The 16,225-nt window shown below is 68.9% G+C and carries 18 protein-coding genes and 1 pseudogene; 13 read left to right on the top strand and 6 right to left on the bottom strand.

Features of this window, described 5'->3' with window-relative positions; translation table 11 throughout:
• Nucleotides 1-14: 14 nt before the first annotated feature.
• Both pyrG and AOP72_RS07110 read left to right on the top strand, forming a co-directional pair.
• Entirely contained in the window at nt 15-1,706 is a 1,692-nt protein-coding gene (gene pyrG, locus AOP72_RS07115; protein ID WP_062134291.1) for a CTP synthase, read from the top strand.
• The gene (locus AOP72_RS07110; protein ID WP_062134288.1) at nt 1,706-2,350 is read left to right on the top strand and encodes an NUDIX domain-containing protein; all 645 of its coding nucleotides are present in this window, start codon (nt 1,706-1,708) and stop codon (nt 2,348-2,350) included. The genes pyrG and AOP72_RS07110 overlap by 1 nt, the downstream gene beginning before the upstream one ends.
• A gap of 19 nt (nt 2,351-2,369) precedes the next feature.
• Here the strand turns inward: AOP72_RS07110 and AOP72_RS07105 are convergent, their stop codons facing one another.
• A complete protein-coding gene (locus AOP72_RS07105; RefSeq protein WP_062134285.1) occupies nt 2,370-3,305 on the bottom strand; it encodes a COX15/CtaA family protein in 936 nt (311 codons plus the stop codon).
• A gap of 151 nt (nt 3,306-3,456) precedes the next feature.
• On the opposite strand from AOP72_RS07105, the pseudogene AOP72_RS13885 reads away from it, so the two are divergent.
• The 9 genes and pseudogenes from AOP72_RS13885 to AOP72_RS07065 all read left to right on the top strand — a co-directional run.
• Nucleotides 3,457-3,624: pseudogene (locus AOP72_RS13885) on the top strand (helix-turn-helix domain-containing protein); the annotation flags it as partial.
• A gap of 102 nt (nt 3,625-3,726) precedes the next feature.
• Nucleotides 3,727-4,107 (top strand): helix-turn-helix transcriptional regulator, encoded by a 381-nt coding sequence (locus tag AOP72_RS13790; RefSeq protein ID WP_238581634.1) that lies wholly within the window; start codon nt 3,727-3,729, stop codon nt 4,105-4,107.
• Nucleotides 4,104-5,546 (top strand): Fe-S cluster assembly protein SufB, encoded by a 1,443-nt coding sequence (gene sufB, locus AOP72_RS07095; protein ID WP_193746378.1) that lies wholly within the window; start codon nt 4,104-4,106, stop codon nt 5,544-5,546. Before AOP72_RS13790 ends, sufB begins: the two co-directional genes overlap by 4 nt.
• A complete protein-coding gene (sufD, locus tag AOP72_RS07090; RefSeq protein WP_238581633.1) occupies nt 5,543-6,748 on the top strand; it encodes a Fe-S cluster assembly protein SufD in 1,206 nt (401 codons plus the stop codon). Before sufB ends, sufD begins: the two co-directional genes overlap by 4 nt.
• On the top strand, nt 6,741-7,082 hold the full coding sequence (locus AOP72_RS07085; RefSeq protein WP_062134274.1) for a Rieske (2Fe-2S) protein: 342 nt from the start codon (nt 6,741-6,743) through the stop codon (nt 7,080-7,082). Before sufD ends, AOP72_RS07085 begins: the two co-directional genes overlap by 8 nt.
• 16 nt (nt 7,083-7,098) lie before the next feature.
• Nucleotides 7,099-7,854 carry a Fe-S cluster assembly ATPase SufC gene (gene sufC, locus AOP72_RS07080; protein WP_062134271.1) on the top strand — a complete coding sequence of 252 codons (756 nt, stop codon included), beginning with the start codon at nt 7,099-7,101 and terminating at the stop codon, nt 7,852-7,854.
• Nucleotides 7,855-7,862: 8 nt separating this feature from the next.
• Nucleotides 7,863-9,137, top strand: coding sequence for a SufS family cysteine desulfurase (locus AOP72_RS07075; protein WP_062134268.1), 1,275 nt, complete (start codon nt 7,863-7,865; stop codon nt 9,135-9,137).
• The gene (gene sufU / locus AOP72_RS07070; RefSeq protein ID WP_193746377.1) at nt 9,134-9,613 is read left to right on the top strand and encodes a Fe-S cluster assembly sulfur transfer protein SufU; all 480 of its coding nucleotides are present in this window, start codon (nt 9,134-9,136) and stop codon (nt 9,611-9,613) included. The genes AOP72_RS07075 and sufU overlap by 4 nt, the downstream gene beginning before the upstream one ends.
• Nucleotides 9,610-9,936 carry a metal-sulfur cluster assembly factor gene (locus tag AOP72_RS07065; protein WP_062134265.1) on the top strand — a complete coding sequence of 109 codons (327 nt, stop codon included), beginning with the start codon at nt 9,610-9,612 and terminating at the stop codon, nt 9,934-9,936. The genes sufU and AOP72_RS07065 overlap by 4 nt, the downstream gene beginning before the upstream one ends.
• Nucleotides 9,937-9,965: 29 nt before the next feature.
• On the opposite strand, the gene AOP72_RS07060 is transcribed toward AOP72_RS07065, so the two are convergent.
• The 4 genes from AOP72_RS07060 to AOP72_RS07045 are packed head-to-tail and all read right to left on the bottom strand — an operon-like array spanning nt 9,966 to nt 12,833.
• Nucleotides 9,966-10,589, bottom strand: coding sequence for a DUF1349 domain-containing protein (locus AOP72_RS07060; RefSeq protein WP_062134262.1), 624 nt, complete (start codon nt 10,587-10,589; stop codon nt 9,966-9,968).
• A gap of 34 nt (nt 10,590-10,623) precedes the next feature.
• Nucleotides 10,624-11,433 (bottom strand): energy-coupling factor transporter transmembrane component T family protein, encoded by an 810-nt coding sequence (locus AOP72_RS07055; RefSeq protein ID WP_062134259.1) that lies wholly within the window; start codon nt 11,431-11,433, stop codon nt 10,624-10,626.
• Nucleotides 11,430-12,134 carry an energy-coupling factor ABC transporter ATP-binding protein gene (locus tag AOP72_RS07050; protein WP_062134256.1) on the bottom strand — a complete coding sequence of 235 codons (705 nt, stop codon included), beginning with the start codon at nt 12,132-12,134 and terminating at the stop codon, nt 11,430-11,432. Before AOP72_RS07050 ends, AOP72_RS07055 begins: the two co-directional genes overlap by 4 nt.
• A 9-nt stretch (nt 12,135-12,143) precedes the next feature.
• The gene (locus AOP72_RS07045; RefSeq protein ID WP_152650282.1) at nt 12,144-12,833 is read right to left on the bottom strand and encodes a biotin transporter BioY; all 690 of its coding nucleotides are present in this window, start codon (nt 12,831-12,833) and stop codon (nt 12,144-12,146) included.
• A gap of 122 nt (nt 12,834-12,955) precedes the next feature.
• Between AOP72_RS07045 and AOP72_RS07040 the strand changes: the two genes are divergently transcribed.
• Complete coding sequence (locus AOP72_RS07040) at nt 12,956-14,530, top strand: ABC-F family ATP-binding cassette domain-containing protein (protein ID WP_202965673.1); 1,575 nt, start codon at nt 12,956-12,958, stop codon at nt 14,528-14,530.
• A gap of 10 nt (nt 14,531-14,540) precedes the next feature.
• Here the strand turns inward: AOP72_RS07040 and AOP72_RS07035 are convergent, their stop codons facing one another.
• A complete protein-coding gene (locus tag AOP72_RS07035) occupies nt 14,541-15,434 on the bottom strand; it encodes an SURF1 family protein (protein WP_152650281.1) in 894 nt (297 codons plus the stop codon).
• Nucleotides 15,435-15,508: 74 nt separating this feature from the next.
• Between AOP72_RS07035 and fabG the strand changes: the two genes are divergently transcribed.
• A complete protein-coding gene (gene fabG / locus AOP72_RS07030) occupies nt 15,509-16,213 on the top strand; it encodes a 3-oxoacyl-ACP reductase FabG (protein WP_062134246.1) in 705 nt (234 codons plus the stop codon).
• Nucleotides 16,214-16,225 lie beyond the last annotated feature (12 nt).

Here is a 16,225-nt window from a genome sequence, read left to right as displayed (position 1 = left end):
TAGTGTTGAAGCCCGTGGAGCGAACGCGATTCTCGTCCGGCACGGACCATGTCACCCGTCACATCTTTGTCACGGGAGGCGTTGTGTCCTCCCTCGGCAAGGGCCTTACTGCCTCGTCACTGGGACGCCTGCTGCGCTCGCGCGGACTGCGTGTCACGATGCAGAAGCTCGATCCCTATCTGAATGTGGATCCGGGCACCATGAACCCCTTCCAGCACGGCGAGGTCTTCGTCACCGATGACGGCGCCGAGACCGACCTGGACATCGGACACTACGAGCGCTTCCTGGACGTCAAACTGTCCGCGAGTTCCAACGTGACCACCGGCCAGGTGTACTCGCAGGTGATCGCCAAGGAGCGGCGCGGCGAGTACCTGGGCGACACGGTCCAGGTGATCCCGCACATCACCGACGAGATCAAGCGCCGCATGCGCGATCAGGCCGGTCCCGAGTGCGACGTCATCATCACCGAGGTGGGTGGCACTGTCGGCGACATCGAGTCGCAGCCGTTCCTCGAGGCCGCGCGCCAGATCCGGCACGACGTGGGCCGCGACAACGTGTTCTTCCTGCACGTCTCGCTGGTGCCGTACATCGGCCCTTCCGGTGAGTTGAAGACCAAGCCCACTCAGCACTCCGTGGCGGCGCTGCGCTCGATCGGCATCCAGCCCGACGCGATCGTGTGCCGCGCCGACCGCGACATCCCGCAGGCGATGAAGAACAAGATCGCGCTGATGTGCGACGTGGAGGGCGAGGCGGTCGTGACCGCCAAGGACGCCCCCAGCATCTACGACATCCCGCGCGTGCTGCACTCCGAGGGCCTTGACGCCTATGTGGTCCGGCGTCTCAACCTGCCGTTCCACGATGTCGAGTGGGGCGCCTGGCAGCAGGTGCTCGACCGCGTGCACCGCCCCCAGCACCAGGTCGAGGTGGCACTGGTCGGCAAGTACGTCGACCTGCCCGATGCGTACCTGTCCGTGGGCGAGGCGCTGCGTGCCGGCGGCTTCCACCACAGCGCGAAGGTGAGCATCCGCTGGGTGGCCTCCGACACCTGCCAGTCGCCCGAGGGCGCCGAGAAGGCGCTGGGCGGCGTGGACGCCGTGCTGGTGCCCGGCGGCTTCGGCGTGCGCGGGGTCGACGGCAAGATCGGAGCGCTGCGCTGGGCGCGCGAGAACGGCGTCCCCACCCTGGGTATCTGCCTGGGGCTCCAGACGATGGTGATGGAGTACGCGCGCAACGTGCTCGGCCTCGAGGGCGCGTCGAGCTCCGAGTTCGACCCCGGCACTGCGCACCCCGTGGTGGCGACCATGGAGGAGCAGCACAAGTTCATCGACGGTGAAGGCGACATGGGCGGCACGATGCGCCTGGGCGAGTACCAGGCCGTCCTCAAGGAGGGCTCGGTCGCGGCCGCCACGTACGGGGCGACCATCGTGGGCGAGCGTCACCGTCATCGCTACGAGGTGAACAACGCCTATCGCCAGCAGCTCGAGGACGCCGGTCTCGTGGTGTCGGGGGAGTCGCCCGACCGTGAGCTGGTCGAGTTCGTCGAGCTTCCGCGCGAGACGCACCCGTACTACATCTCGACCCAGGCGCACCCGGAGTTCCTGTCGCGGCCCACGAAGGCGCACCCGCTGTTCGCCGGACTCATCGGCGCGGCTCTCGAGGTGCGTGAGGCGGCAGCGGCTTCGTCGACAGCGCCCGCCACTGCGTGATGGCGGACCAGGCGCTCGCCGATCTCCGTGCCGAGCGTCCCGTGCTCGCGACCCACGAGCGGTTCGAGGGCAAGGTGTGGAACGTCGCCAGCGACGAGGTGGACCTTGGCGACGCCGGTGAGGTGACGCGGGACTACCTGCGTCACACCGGCGCCGTGGTCATCATCGCGATGGACGAGGCCGACCGCGTCTACCTGGTGCGTCAGTATCGTCACCCCGTCAGCGCCGAGTGCTGGGAGCCTCCGGCCGGACTGCTCGACCTCGCGGGAGAGGCGCCGGTCGACGCCGCGCGGCGCGAACTGCACGAGGAGGCCGATCTCACGGCGTCCGTGTGGCACACCCTCGTGGACTACTACCCGTCCGGCGGGTCGAGTTCCGAGGCGGTGCGCGTCTTCCTGGCACGGGGCATCGGCGAGGTGCCCGCAGATGAGCGTCACGAGCGCACCGACGAGGAGCAGGACATGCTCGGTGCGTGGGTCGCGCTCGACGACGCCGTGGACGCCGTCATGGACGGACGCATCCATGCCTCATCGGCCGTGGCGGGCTTCCTCGCCGCCGACCACGCGCGCCGCAGCGGCTATGCGACGCTGCGTGCACCCGATGCACCCTGGATGCGTCCGGAGGCCACTCGCCTCAGGCGGTGACTCGCCCGGTGAGCGGCTGCTAGGCGGCCGTGACGGACGAGCGCTGAGCGCTCAGCAGGTAGTGCATCGCGGAGTGAGCCGCGGTGAGCGCGCCCACACCGACCAGGTGAAGCCCCACGAGCGCCTCGGGCAGCCCAGTGAAGTACTGCGCGTAGCCGATGCCCCCCTGCGCGAGCGTGACGACCGCCAGCACCACCCACGCGCGGCGCACCTCGTCGCGGCCGTTGGCGGAGACGTCTCCACGGACACGCCAAGCGATCCACGCGAGGCATGCGACGAACGCCCACACCGCGAGAGCGTGAGCCCGAGCGATCATGGCAGGATCGAGCGCCAGCCGCTCGGTGGCGTCGGCATCTCCGGAGTGCGGGCCGGCGCCTGTGGTGAGCGCACCAAGGATGAGCAGCACCACGAGCAGGAACGAGGAGAGGCGAAGCGGCCACCGCATCGGTCGGCCCGCCCGCCGGGGCGCGCGGCGGTATCGCAGCGCGAGCCACACGGAGTACCAGACCAGCAGTGCGGAGAGCAGCAGGTGAGGGGCCACCACCAGCGGGTGCAGTTCGACGAGCACAGTGATGCCGCCCACGACCGCCTGCAGGATCACGCCGACGCCGGGCACCAGACCGAGCCACTTCATGTCAGGACGGTTGCGCCAGATCGCGATCGCGACGCCGAGAGCGACGATCACGAGCACGAACGTCAGCAGGCGATTGCCGAACTCGACGGCAGGATGGAGCCAGTTCTCGGTGTGGAACTCGGGAGTGAAGCTGCCGGGTTCGCACTGGGGCCACGTGGAGCACCCGAGGCCGGAACCGGTGAGCCGCACCACGCCGCCGGTCACGATGATGCCGGCTTGCGCCAGGATGTTCGCGATGGTGAAGCCACGCCCGTGTCGGGACACGAGGTCGAGTACCCACGTCAGGGCGGAGCGCAGGGCGTGAACGAGGCGGGACAGCACGCACCAATCCTAGATCGCGCGCCCCGCCATTCCCGCCACCGGGCGCCGCTCGGCGACGCGGATGCGGGCTCAGGTTAGGTCGTCCTTGCTTGCCGGGAACGAATTGAGCAACAAGACTGTTGTCTAAGCACGAGACCAGAAGGAGGGCACCATCGGCAACGACACCACGCGTGACCGCGTCCTCGGCCTGATCGCCTCCGCTGGGCCGATCACTGCATCGACCCTCGCGGACGAACTCGGCGTCACCCCGGCGGGGGTCCGCCGCCACCTCGCGGCGCTCGGTCTCGACGGGCTCATCACCGAGCACGAGCCAGCTGGCCACCATGCGCGAGGACGGGGTCGCCCGTCCAAGTCCTACGTCGCGACGACGGAAGGTCAGCAGTCGCTCGCGACGGCGTACACGTCCGTGGCGGTCGACGCCATGACGTTCATGCGTGAGAACGGCCAGCTCGAGCAGTTCGTGGAGGCCAGGATGGCCGATCTCGAGACAGCGCTCGAGGCGGCCGTACCTGCCGACGCCCCCATGTCGGAGCGGGTCGCCGCGCTGTCGGATGCGCTCGCGGACAAGGGCTTCGCCACGTCGGTGCGGCCCGGTCCCGGTGGCTACACCGTTCAGCTGTGTCAGGGGCACTGCCCCATCCAGTCCATCGCCGAGGAAGCCCCCGAGTGGTGCGAGGCGGAGACCCGGGTCTTCTCCCGCATCCTCGACGTCCACGTCCAGCGCCTGTCCACTCTGGCAGGCGGCGCCCATGTGTGCACCACGACCATCCCCGTCGCGACAGCGGCGGCCAAGGAAGGATGACTATGAGCACTCCCACCGATAAGGCTCCCGCGCAGACCGACGAGGAGATCATCGACTCGATCGGCTCTTACGAGTTCGGCTGGCACGATTCCGATAGTGCTGGTGCCATCGCGGCGCGGGGCATCTCCGACGACGTCGTGCGCAACATCTCGTCGCTGAAGGACGAGCCGGAGTGGATGCTGAATCAGCGTCTCAAGGGCTACAAGCTCTTCGGCAAGAAGCCGATGCCGCACTGGGGCTCCGACCTCTCCGGCATCCACTTCGACAACATCAAGTACTTCGTGCGCTCGACCGAGAAGCAGGCCACCAGCTGGGAGGACCTGCCCGAGGACATCAAGCGCACCTACGACAAGCTCGGCATCCCCGAGGCCGAGAAGCAGCGCCTGGTCTCCGGCGTCGCGGCGCAGTACGAGTCCGAGGTCGTCTACCACCAGATCCGTGAGGACCTGGAGGAGCAGGGCGTCATCTTCATGGACACCGACACTGCGCTCAAGGAGCACCCGGAACTGTTCGAGCAGTACTTCGGCACGGTGATCCCGGCCGGCGACAACAAGTTCGCCGCGCTCAACACGGCTGTGTGGTCGGGTGGCTCGTTCGTCTACGTCCCCCCGGGCGTGCACGTCGACATCCCGCTGCAGGCCTACTTCCGCATCAACACGGAGAACATGGGCCAGTTCGAGCGCACGCTGATCATCGCGGACGAGGGCTCGTACGTGCACTACGTCGAGGGCTGCACCGCGCCGATCTACACATCGGACTCGCTGCACTCGGCCGTGGTCGAGATCATCGTGAAGAAGAACGCCCGCGTGCGCTACACGACCATCCAGAACTGGTCGAACAACGTGTACAACCTCGTCACCAAGCGCGCCACGGCCGCCGAGGGCGCCACCATGGAGTGGGTCGACGGCAACATCGGCTCGAAGGTCACCATGAAGTACCCGGCTATCTGGCTGCTCGGCGAGCACGCTCGAGGCGAGACGCTGTCGATCGCGTTCGCAGGCGAGGGCCAGCACCAGGACGCTGGCGCCAAGATGGTGCACGCCGCGCCGAAGACGTCGAGTTCGATCGTCTCCAAGTCGGTCGCGCGCGGCGGCGGCCGCACGAGCTACCGCGGTCTCGTGCAGGTGCTTGAGGGCGCCAAGGGCTCCAAGTCCAACGTGCTGTGCGACGCGCTGCTCGTCGACCAGATCAGCCGGTCCGACACCTACCCGTATGTGGACGTGCGTGAGGACGACGTCAGCATGGGCCACGAGGCCTCCGTCTCGAAGGTGTCCGAGGACCAGCTGTTCTACCTGATGTCCCGAGGCATGACCGAGACCGAGGCCATGGCCATGATCGTGCGCGGGTTCGTCGAGCCCATCGCGCGCGAGCTGCCCATGGAGTACGCGCTCGAATTGAACCGCCTCATCGAACTGCAGATGGAAGGATCCGTCGGTTGACCGTCACTGATCACACCCGAGCCACGTCCGACGCCGCGCACTCGCACGGCCTGGCCGCTCCCACCCCCGACGCGTCGCGCGCCGACCGCCCCACGTCGTTCGACGTGGATGCGTTCGCGATGCCGACCGGGCGCGAGGAGGACTGGCGGTTCTCTGCCGTCCGCGACCTCGCGCCCGTCCTCGCGGACGTCGAAGCGGGGGGCACCCTCGACTGGAGCGTCCCCGACCTCCCCGAGGGCGTCACGCTGACCGACCTGGACGTGGCGAGCGCGCGTGAGCGCTCCGTCCGCGCCCCGGGCGACCGCGCATCGGCCGTCGCCGCCGCTCACTCCGGCGGAGCGAAGGTGCTGGCGATCGCGCCGGGCACCATCGTCGACGAGCCCATCACCATCACGGTGACCGGAAACGGCGCCGACGCACGCGGCCACCTCCTGGTCGAGGCAGGCACGAACTCTGAGGCTGCGGTCGTCATCGAGCGCAAGGGCTCCGCGACGTACTCCGAGTTCGTCTCGGTGGACCTCGGTGCGAACGCTGGCCTCAAGCTCGTCCTGCTCCAGATGTGGGACGCCGATGCGGTGCACGCGGGAGAGGTCGTCGCCCGCCTGGGCCGCGACTCGCGCCTGCGCGGCTCCGTCGTCACGCTGGGCGGCAAGGTGGTCCGTCTCAACACGTCCGTCGCCTTCGCCGGCGAAGGCGCCAGGGTCGACCTGTTCGGCCTGTACTTCGCCGACGCCGGTCAGCACCAGGAGCACCAGCTGTTCGTGGACCACGCGGTGCCGCGCTGCACCTCGCGCGTCACCTACAAGGGAGCGCTCGCGGGGGCCACGGCCCGCACCGTGTGGATCGGCGACGTGCTGATCCGCAAGGAGGCCGAGGGCACCGACACGTACGAACTCAACCGCAACCTGGTGCTCTCCGACGGCGCTCGCGCCGACTCGGTGCCGAACCTGGAGATCGAGACCGGAGAGATCGAGGGAGCGGGCCACGCGTCCGCGACCGGCCGGTTCGACGACGAGCAGATGTTCTACCTGCGCTCGCGCGGCATCTCCGAGGACCTCGCGCGCAAGCTCGTCGTCCGCGGCTTCTTCGCGGACCTGGTCCAGGAGATCGGCGTGCCCGAGGTCGAGCAGGGCCTCATGGATGCGATCGAGCTCGAGCTGGAGCACGTCAACGAGGAACTGTCCGAGGACGCCCATGGCTGAGCAGTTCGCGTGCGACGCGACGGCCCTGGAGCCGGGCACCGCGATGCAGACCGACCTCACGCTGGCGGACGGCACCGACACGCCGGTCGCGATCGTCCGAACCGATGACGGCGACTTCTACGCCATCGGCGGCATGTGCACGCACGGCGAGGTCCCGCTCGGCGAGGGCGACGTCGACGGCTGCCACCTCGAGTGCTGGGCGCACGGGAGCCGCTTCGATGTGCGCACCGGCGTCCCCGACGAGCTGCCCGCGATCGACCCCGTCGCCACCTACCCCGTCCGCATCGACGGCGAGCGCGTGCTCGTCGACGTCGACAACCCACTGACTTCTTAAGAGTTTGGAGCATCACATGAGCACCCTGGAAATCAAGAACCTCCACGTGAGCGTGGACACGCCCGAGGGCACCAAGGAGATCCTGAAGGGCGTGGACCTCACCATCAAGTCCGGTGAGACCCACGCGATCATGGGCCCCAACGGCTCGGGCAAGTCCACGCTGGCCTACTCGGTCGCCGGACACCCCAAGTACCAGATCACCGAGGGCGAGGTCCTGCTCGACGGCGAGGACGTGCTCGACATGAGCGTCGACGAGCGCGCCAAGGCGGGTCTGTTCCTCGCGATGCAGTACCCGGTCGAGGTCCCCGGCGTCTCCGTGTCGAACTTCCTGCGCACCGCGAAGACCGCGCTCGACGGTGAGGCCCCCAAGCTGCGCCACTGGGTGAAGGACATGAAGGCCTCGATGGAGCAGCTCCGGATGGACCCCGCGTTCGCCGAGCGCAACGTCAACGAGGGCTTCTCCGGTGGCGAGAAGAAGCGCCACGAGATCCTGCAGATGGAGCTCCTGCAGCCCAAGATCGCGATCCTCGACGAGACGGACTCCGGCCTCGACGTGGATGCGCTGCGGATCGTGTCCGAAGGCGTGAACCGCGTCAAGGAGACCACGGGCCTGGGCGTCATGATGATCACGCACTACACGCGGATCCTCCGTTACATCAAGCCTGACTTCGTGCACGTGTTCGTGGACGGACGCATCGCCGAGGAGGGTGGCCCCGAGCTCGCCGAGCAGCTCGAGGCCGAGGGCTACGACCGGTTCCTGGCGAGCGCGTAAGGATCCCGATGCTGCTCCCCGATCTGCGCGACGACTTCCCGCTCCTGGCCCGCACGGTCAGGAACGGGAAGCCGCTCGTGTACCTGGATTCGGGGGCGACGTCGCAGAAGCCACGCGTGGTGCTGGACGCGGAGCGGGAGTTCTATGAGCTCCACAATGCGGCCGTGCAGCGCGGCGCGCACCTGCTCGCGGAAGAGGCGACTGCGCTGTTCGAGGGAGCGCGCGCCGATGTCGCGACCCTGGTGGGCGCGTCCCAGGACGAGATCGTGTGGGCCGAGAACGCCACGGCCGCCCTCAACCTGGTCGCCAGCGGGATCGGCAACGCGTCCGCCGGCATCGGCGGAGCCGAGGCCGAGCGCTTCCGCATCGGCCCCGGCGACGAGATCTGCGTCACCGAGACCGAGCACCACGCCAACCTGGTGCCGTGGCAGGCGCTCGCGACCCGCACGGGCGCGACCCTGCGATGGATCCCGGTCGACGACGACGGCCGGATGGTCCTCGACTCTCTTGAGAGCCACGTGAACGAGCGCACCAAGGTGCTCGCGTTCACCCACGTCTCGAACATCACCGGACTGATCTCGCCCGTCGCCGCCCTGGTGGCACGCGCCAAGGCGGTCGGTGCCCTCACCGTGCTCGACGGGTGCCAGTCAGTGCCTCACCTGCCCGTGGACGTGGCCGCTCTCGACGTGGACTTCATGGCGCTGAGCGCGCACAAGATGCTCGGCCCCACCGGCATCGGCGCGCTGTATGGCCGCAAGGAGCTTCTCGACGCGCTGCCGCCCAGCATCTTCGGCGGCGGAGCGGTCAAGACCGTCACCATGGAGGAGACCTCGTGGCTCGAGGCGCCGATGCGCTTCGAGGCGGGCACACAGCCCGTCGCCCAGGCGATCGGCATGGGGGCGGCGGCCCGGTACCTGATGGAGATCGGCATGGACCGGGTCGAAGCTCATGAGCGCGAGATCGCCACGATCCTGCGCGGCGGCGTCGCCGAGATTCCTGGCGTGCGCCTGCTCGGCCCGGTCGGCGACGCCGACTCACGAGACGTCATCGCGATCGCGGCGGTGGCGGTCGACGGCGTGCACACGCACGACGTGGGCCAGGTGCTCGACGATGCGGGCGTGGCGGTGCGCGTGGGGCACCACTGCGGTCAGCCCTTGCACCGCCGGTTCGGACTCACTGGCTCGACCCGCGCCAGCGCCCACGTGTACACGACCCCGGACGACGCTCGCGCCTTCGTCGAGGCGCTCGCCACCGTCCCCGCATTCTTTGGAGTGAGAGCATGAGCAGCACGAGCGGCTCCAGTGGACTGGAGCAGATGTACCAGCAGGTCATCATGGACCACGCGCGGCTACCTCACGGCCGCGGCCTCGTGGACCTCGACCTGCCGGCGTCGGGGGAGTCCCACCAGGTCAACACCACGTGTGGCGACGAGATCCGCCTGCGGGTGGGCCTCGACGGCGACCGCATCTCCTCGTTGTCGTGGGAGGGCCAGGGATGTTCGATCTCTCAGGCGTCCGTGTCGGTGCTGCACGAGCTCGTTGAGGGCGAGCGCCTGGCCGAGGCCGACCGCACCATGGATGCCTTCCGTGAGCTGATGCAGTCCAAAGGTGAACCCCTGGACGACGACAAAGAAGACCTTCTCGGCGACGCGACAGCGTTCGTCGGGGTGGGCAAATACCCGGCGCGCATCAAGTGCGCCATGCTGGGGTGGATGGCGTTCAAGGACGCTGTGATCCAGGCACGAAAGGACGAATCATGACCGAGACCAAGACCCCTGCGAACGCGGCGGACGTCGAAGAGGCCATGCGCGACGTGATCGATCCCGAGCTGGGCATCAACGTCGTCGATCTGGGCCTCGTCTACGGCGTCTCGCTCGACGAGAACCAGCACGCCGTCATCGACATGACGCTCACCTCGGCGGCCTGCCCGCTGACGGACGTGCTCGAGGATCAGACCGGCCAGGCGCTGGAGGGCATCGTCGACGGCTTCCGCATCAACTGGGTGTGGATGCCGCCGTGGGGCCCCGACAAGATCACCGACGACGGCCGCGATCAGCTGCGGGCGCTCGGCTTCAACGTCTGACTTCGAGGCGGCCGCGCCAGACGCGTCCCCTACGAGCCGTCACGCAGGTCCGTGAGGCTCACGGTGTCGAAGGCGACCTCGTCGAACGTGACGCGGCAGCCTTCGCCCGTGGGGGACTGGGCTTCGAAGCCGACCCGCGGTGAGAGGCCCGCTGCGTCAACGACGAACACCCTGACGAACGACCACGTGGCGCCGTCGGTGGACGCGTGATATGCGAAGACGTCGCCGACCCGTGACACCCGCAGCCATACCTGGTCGCCGTCGACGGCGAACGAGTTCGCGTCGTCTGCCACCAGGCGGTTGACGACGGACACCACCATGGCGTCGCCGTCTGGCGAGTACTCGAAGCACAGCTTCGCCCAATACTGCTCGCTCCACCACAGCATCAACGTGCCGGCGTCGAAGGTCGAGCGGAAGTCGACAGTGACCCGTGCGCTGAGCCGGAAGTCACCCTCGGGTGGGGCTCCGAGTAGCGTGACGGCGTTCATGAGGGTGGCCGCGTTCGAGACGCCTGCGCCGGCGGGGTCGACGAAGATGTCCGAGTGGGGGAGAGCGTCGACCTTGATCTCGTGGCCGCTCGCGCCCACGGTCCACGTGGAGCCCGGCGACGGCGTGAGCTCGAAGGGGACGGCGTCGAATGGTGTCGTAGTCATGGTCGCTCCAGTGAAGACGCGTTCGGCAAGAGGGCTAGGCGCGGTCGCTCTGCGGGGCGTCACCCGGCGGGGCGGCGGACAGCAGGTCGAAGGCGTCCTCGCGCGACATCGGCTCCCCGGCCGATGCGGGTGCGCCTCCACGCGCGGCCGCCGCCGGGTCGTCCTTGGCAAGCTTCTTGGCCCTCTTCAGGACGCGCGCTTCGGCTGCCTTCGCAGCGCGTGACTGACGCTTCTCGCGCGCTTCCTCGGCGATGCCTCGCGCATGGAGCGCCTGCCCCAGCTGCAGGGAGAAGCCCACCGTCCGGGTCGTCGTGGGGAACACGATCGCGCGGATCGAGCGGTCCAGCCCTCGTGCTCGCGCCGCCTGACGCGATTCGAGGTACATCCGCGCCACCTCGGGCAGCGCGCGCAGCATGAGTGCGAACATCAGGCCGAGCGTCTCCGGGGGCAGCAGGAACCGGATGGGTCGTGCCGCCCACGATACGAAGTCGAGCATGGCCTCCATCGATGTCGAACACGTGACCGCCAGCGCCAGCGCGACGATGCCGATGAGGTCGGCGGAGATGTCGATCGCCCGCGCGTAGTCTCCGCGCCACAGGTGAAGGCCAGAGCTCAGCGCAGCGACGATGGCCGTGCCCAGCAGCGCGAGCAGGGTCGCTCGCGGCGGCGGCTCAGTGCTGATCAGCAGCAGCAGGCACGCGCACATGATGCCCACGGACGTGACGGGGTCGCCGATGGCGACGGTCACGATCGCGAGGGTCACGAGCATCAGCACCTTGAACCACGCCGGTGCGGAGTGCAGAGGCGTGCGGCGCGGCCGATAGAGGCCGAGCATCGAGATCACGCGGAGTCCCTCCGCACACGACCGAACATGAGGTCCCGGTAGTAGGCGACGGCCTCGACGGGGGAGCCGTCGAACGCGACGGACCCTTCGTCGATCACGAGAGTGCGCTCGGCCCTGGCTGCGGAGTCGAGGTCGTGCGTCACCTCGATGAGCTGGACCGGGAGCGAACGCAGCAGCGAGCCGATGTGCGCGCGCCACCGCAGGTCGAGCAGGGTCGTCGGCTCATCGGCCACGAGCACGCGCGGCGTCACCGCCAGCACCCCCGCCATCGCCAGCAGCTGACGCTGGCCTCCTGACAGCGCGCTCACGGAGACGTCGGCGCGGTCGCCCAGGCCGAACTCCTCGAGAGCAGCGAGGGCAGCGGCGGTGCGCTCATGCTTGTTCTTGATGGTGCGCCGCAACGACAGCATCACGTCCTCGATCGCCGTGGGCATGATGAGCTGCGCGGACGGGTCGGTGAACAGGAACCCGACCATGCGGCGCACGCGTGGCCCATGTTTGGCCACGTCGAGCCCTTCGACCTCGACGGAGCCCTCCGACGGCAACACCAGCCCGTTGATGAGTCGCACCAGCGTCGACTTGCCGCCGCCGTTGGCGCCGACGATGGAGATGTGACGTTCAGTGAGCGTGAGGCTGGTCGGTTCCAGGATCGGCACGCCGGAATCGGGCGCGACCACAGCCGCGTCCTTGAATTCGATCATGCGTCAAGGCTAAGCGGTCGCGGCGGTTTCGCGCTTCACCGCCTTGCCCTGGAGCGCGGGCGCTGGCATCAGTTGGGGGTAGGCGCGGTGGATGACGGCTGCGGCGAGCGCCGCGAGAGCCACCTTGACGAGGTCCCCGGGCAGGAACGGCACCACGCCCACCGTCAGCGCATTCGCGCACTGCTCGGACACGGTCCAGAGGTTGTCGCAGCCCGCGGGGGGCAGAACGGGCAGTCCGGTGCGCGCCGCGAGCCACGGGACGCCGATGGCGTAGATGACCGGTATCGACACGAGGCCGGGTCCGAGCAGTGAGAGGAACGTGAGAGGGCCGCGACGGCGGCGCCACGCCACCAGCGCGCCCACGATGACGGTGGCGGCCAGCATTCCCACCAGGTATCCACCCGTGGGGCCCGCGAACACGCTGGGGCCGCCGCGGAAGTTGGCGAAGATGGGTGCGCCGGCGGTCCCCACCACGAGGTACAGCGCCATCGCGGCCGCGGCGCGCCACGGGCCAAGCGCCAGCGCGGCGAGCACCACGGCGAACGTCTGCAGCGACAGCGGCACGCCGAACGCGAGAGTGACCTCGGGCACGGCGGTCGAGGCCGCGATGAACGCCGCGAAGACGGCGACGAGGGCGACGGTGGGCCCGTTCAGGTGGCGGTGCATGAGGTTCCCCTCCTCTGGGACAATGGTTTCCAAGCGCACACGCTACTGGCGGGGGACATCGGTATCCCGCCGTGTGCAGATTCTCTGTGGAGACCCCACAACATTCGCGTGACACCCCGGAAGGACATTCGTTGATTGCCGCCCAGGAACTCGAGATGCGCATCGGCGCCAGGGTGCTGCTGCACCCCACGTCGTTCCACGTGAACGCCGGCGACCGCATCGGCCTGGTGGGCCGCAACGGAGCGGGGAAGACCACGCTCACCAAGATCCTCGCCGGGGAGGGCCTTCCCTCCTCTGGCAAGGTCGTCACCAAGGGACTCCTGGGATACCTGCCGCAGGACCCGCGCACCGGTGACCTCGAGCAGCTCGCCATGGATCGCATTCTCGCGGCGCGCGACCTGGCAGGGCTCGCCTCCAAGATGCGCGAGGCCGAGCAGGCGATGGCCAGCGAGGACGACGCGGTGCGTGACAAGGCGATGGACCGGTACCCCAAGCTCGAGGAGCGGTTCCGTGCCGCGGGTGGCTATGCCGCTGAGGCCGAGGCGTCACGCATCGCTGCCAACCTGGGGCTGGATGAGCGGATCCTCGCCCAGGAGGTCGGGGTGCTGTCGGGAGGCCAGCGTCGCCGCGTCGAGCTGGCGCGCGTGCTGTTCTCCGGGGCCGAGACGCTGCTGCTCGACGAGCCGACGAACCACCTGGATGCGGACTCGATCGCGTGGCTGCGCGACTTCCTGGTCCAGTACGCGGGCGGATTGATCGTGATCTCCCACGACGTGACGCTGGTGCGCGCGACGGTGAACAAGGTCTTCCACCTGGATGCGAACCGGGGAGTCATGGACCAGTACGCGATGGGGTGGGACCTCTACCTTCAGCAGCGCGAGGACGATGAGAAGCGCCGTCACCGCGAGCGCCGCAACGCAGAGAAGAAGGCCGGAGAGCTGCTCGCGCAGGCCGACAAGATGCGCGCCAAGGCGTCCAAGGCCGTGGCCGCGCAGAACATGGCCAAGCGCGCCGAACGGCTGCTCGCGGAGACGGAGACCACGCGCCAGAGCGACAAGGTCGCCTCGCTGCGCTTCCCCACGCCCGCGCCGTGCGGCAAGACGCCGCTGCGCGCGTACGAGCTGTCCAAGTACTACGGCTCGCTCGAGGTCTTCACCGACGTCGAGCTCGCGATCGACCGTGGATCCAAGGTGGTGGTGCTCGGGCTCAACGGCGCAGGCAAGACCACGCTCCTGCGCCTGCTCAGCGGTGTCGAGACTCCCGACACCGGCTACATCGAGGCAGGTCACGGACTCAAGCTCGGGTACTACGCCCAGGAGCACGACATGCTCGACATGGACGCGACCGTCGGGGAGAACATGGCCCATGCCGCGCCCGACCTGGGTGAGACCGAGGTGCGCAAGGTGCTCGGATCGTTCCTGTTCAGCGGGGACGATGCGGATAAGCCCGCGCGCGTGCTGTCCGGCGGCGAGAAGACCCGTCTGGCGCTCGCGACGCTGGTCGTAAGCCAGGCGAACGTGCTGCTGCTCGACGAGCCCACCAACAACTTGGACCCGGCGTCTCGAGCCGAGATCCTGCACGCACTCAACTCCTACGAAGGCGCGGTGGTGCTTGTCACGCACGACGAGGGAGCCGCGGAGGCGCTCGAGCCCGAGCGCGTGCTGCTGCTGCCCGACGCCGATGAGGATCTGTGGAACGACGCGTACCGGGACCTCATCGCGCTCGCGTGATCGGCGCGCTCTACAGCGCGTCCTCGATCTCCTCGTCGGAGGGGCGTCTGCGGCGCTTCCGCGGTCCGGCCGATGCGCGAGCGGGCTCAGGCGGCATCCTCGTGTCGGTCCGCCCAGGCGGCTGCGCAGAGTCGCCGCCCCGCGGGGGCGGCACGGCCGCAGCCCGTCCGTCCGCCAGTTGACGATCCCTGCGAAGCAGCACCACGCCACCGGCGGGGGCCATCGCCGCGAACAGCCACCACTGCCATGCGTAGGACAGGTGAGGCCCCACGGACAGCTCCGGCAGGGGCACAGGGGCGCCCACCGGAGTCTCCGCGCAGCCGTCGACGCCGCAGATCTCGCGCAGCATCCCGTATCCCGGGATCGGATCGCCGTCGGGCTCGGGCAGCTGTGCGGGAGTGATGCGCGTGATGCTGTCGCCCGCGCCCTTGCCGTCATCGGGTTCCCACTCGCGCACCACCGCCGTGATGGTGACCGATGCGTGCGTGTCCAGGTCCGGCGCCGCGGGGTCCTCGGCGGGGCCCGGCTGGCGGATCCAGCCCAGGTCGACGAGGAACGATCGGCCGTCGTCCGTGTCGAGCCACGCCAGGTACTGCCACGCGGGAGTGCCGTCCACGGGACGCGTGCGCAGTACTGTCAGCGAGTCCGGGTCGAACGTGCCGGTGGCGCTGACCGTCCGCCATTCGGCGCCCTCAGGGAGAACCGTCGAGCCGTCGGTCACCACGTCGCCCACCTCAACAGGATCGAGGTGCGCGGCCGCCTCGAAGTCCGCGACCGCATCGGCCCTCACGACGTGACGCCCGTACTGCCAGAAGCCGAGCATCACGGCGACGGCCGAGACGGACAGCGCGATCGCCATCGTGAGGACGATGCGCATCACGCTGGGGTGGCGGGCGGAGGGCACCCCACGATGCTAGTCGGACCCGGCACGCGCCTGGGTGCGTCTCCGTCGCGGCCATTCGCGCTACCGTGTCGCCCATGACTCGACACGTCCTCGTCACCGGGGCGAACCGCGGCATCGGCCGCGCGATCGCCGAATCCTTCGTCTCCGCCGGGTACACGGTGAGCTCGATCCATCGCAGCGGCGAGCTGCCTGCGGGCGTTGACGGTGCCCTCGCCGACATCACCGACACCGATGCCGTCAATGCGGCGTTCGATGCGCTCGAGGAGCGTCACGGCCGCGTGGAGGTGCTCGTCGCCAATGCCGGCATCACTCGTGACGGGCTCCTCATGCGCATGTCGGACGAGGACTTCGAGACGGTGATGGACGTGAACCTCACGGGCACGTTCCGGTGCGTGCGGCGCGCGACCCAGTCCATGGTGCGCCAGCGATTCGGGCGCATCGTGCTGGTCGGCTCTGTCGTGGGCCTCTTGGGCAATCCCGGGCAGGTCAATTACTCCGCATCGAAGGCGGCGCTCGTGGGCATGGCGCGGTCGATCACCCGTGAGGTGGGCGCACGCGGCATCACTGCGAACGTGATCGCGCCCGGATTCATCACGACCGACATGACGGACGACCTGGGCGAGGAGCTCGTCACCCAGTACGAGGCGAACATCCCCGCCAAGCGGTTCGGCAGCACCGATGACGTCGCGGCGGCTGCGCTGTACCTTGCATCAGACGCCGCGGGCTACGTCTCCGGTGCCGTGATCCCGGTCGACGGCGGTCTGGGCATGGGGCACTGACGCACCCGAGTC

This window comes from Demequina aestuarii (assembly GCF_000975095.1).
GTDB lineage: Bacteria > Actinomycetota > Actinomycetes > Actinomycetales > Demequinaceae > Demequina > Demequina aestuarii.
Note: the sequence above shows the minus strand (reverse complement) of the source record. Positions and strands in the feature narration are given on the sequence as shown.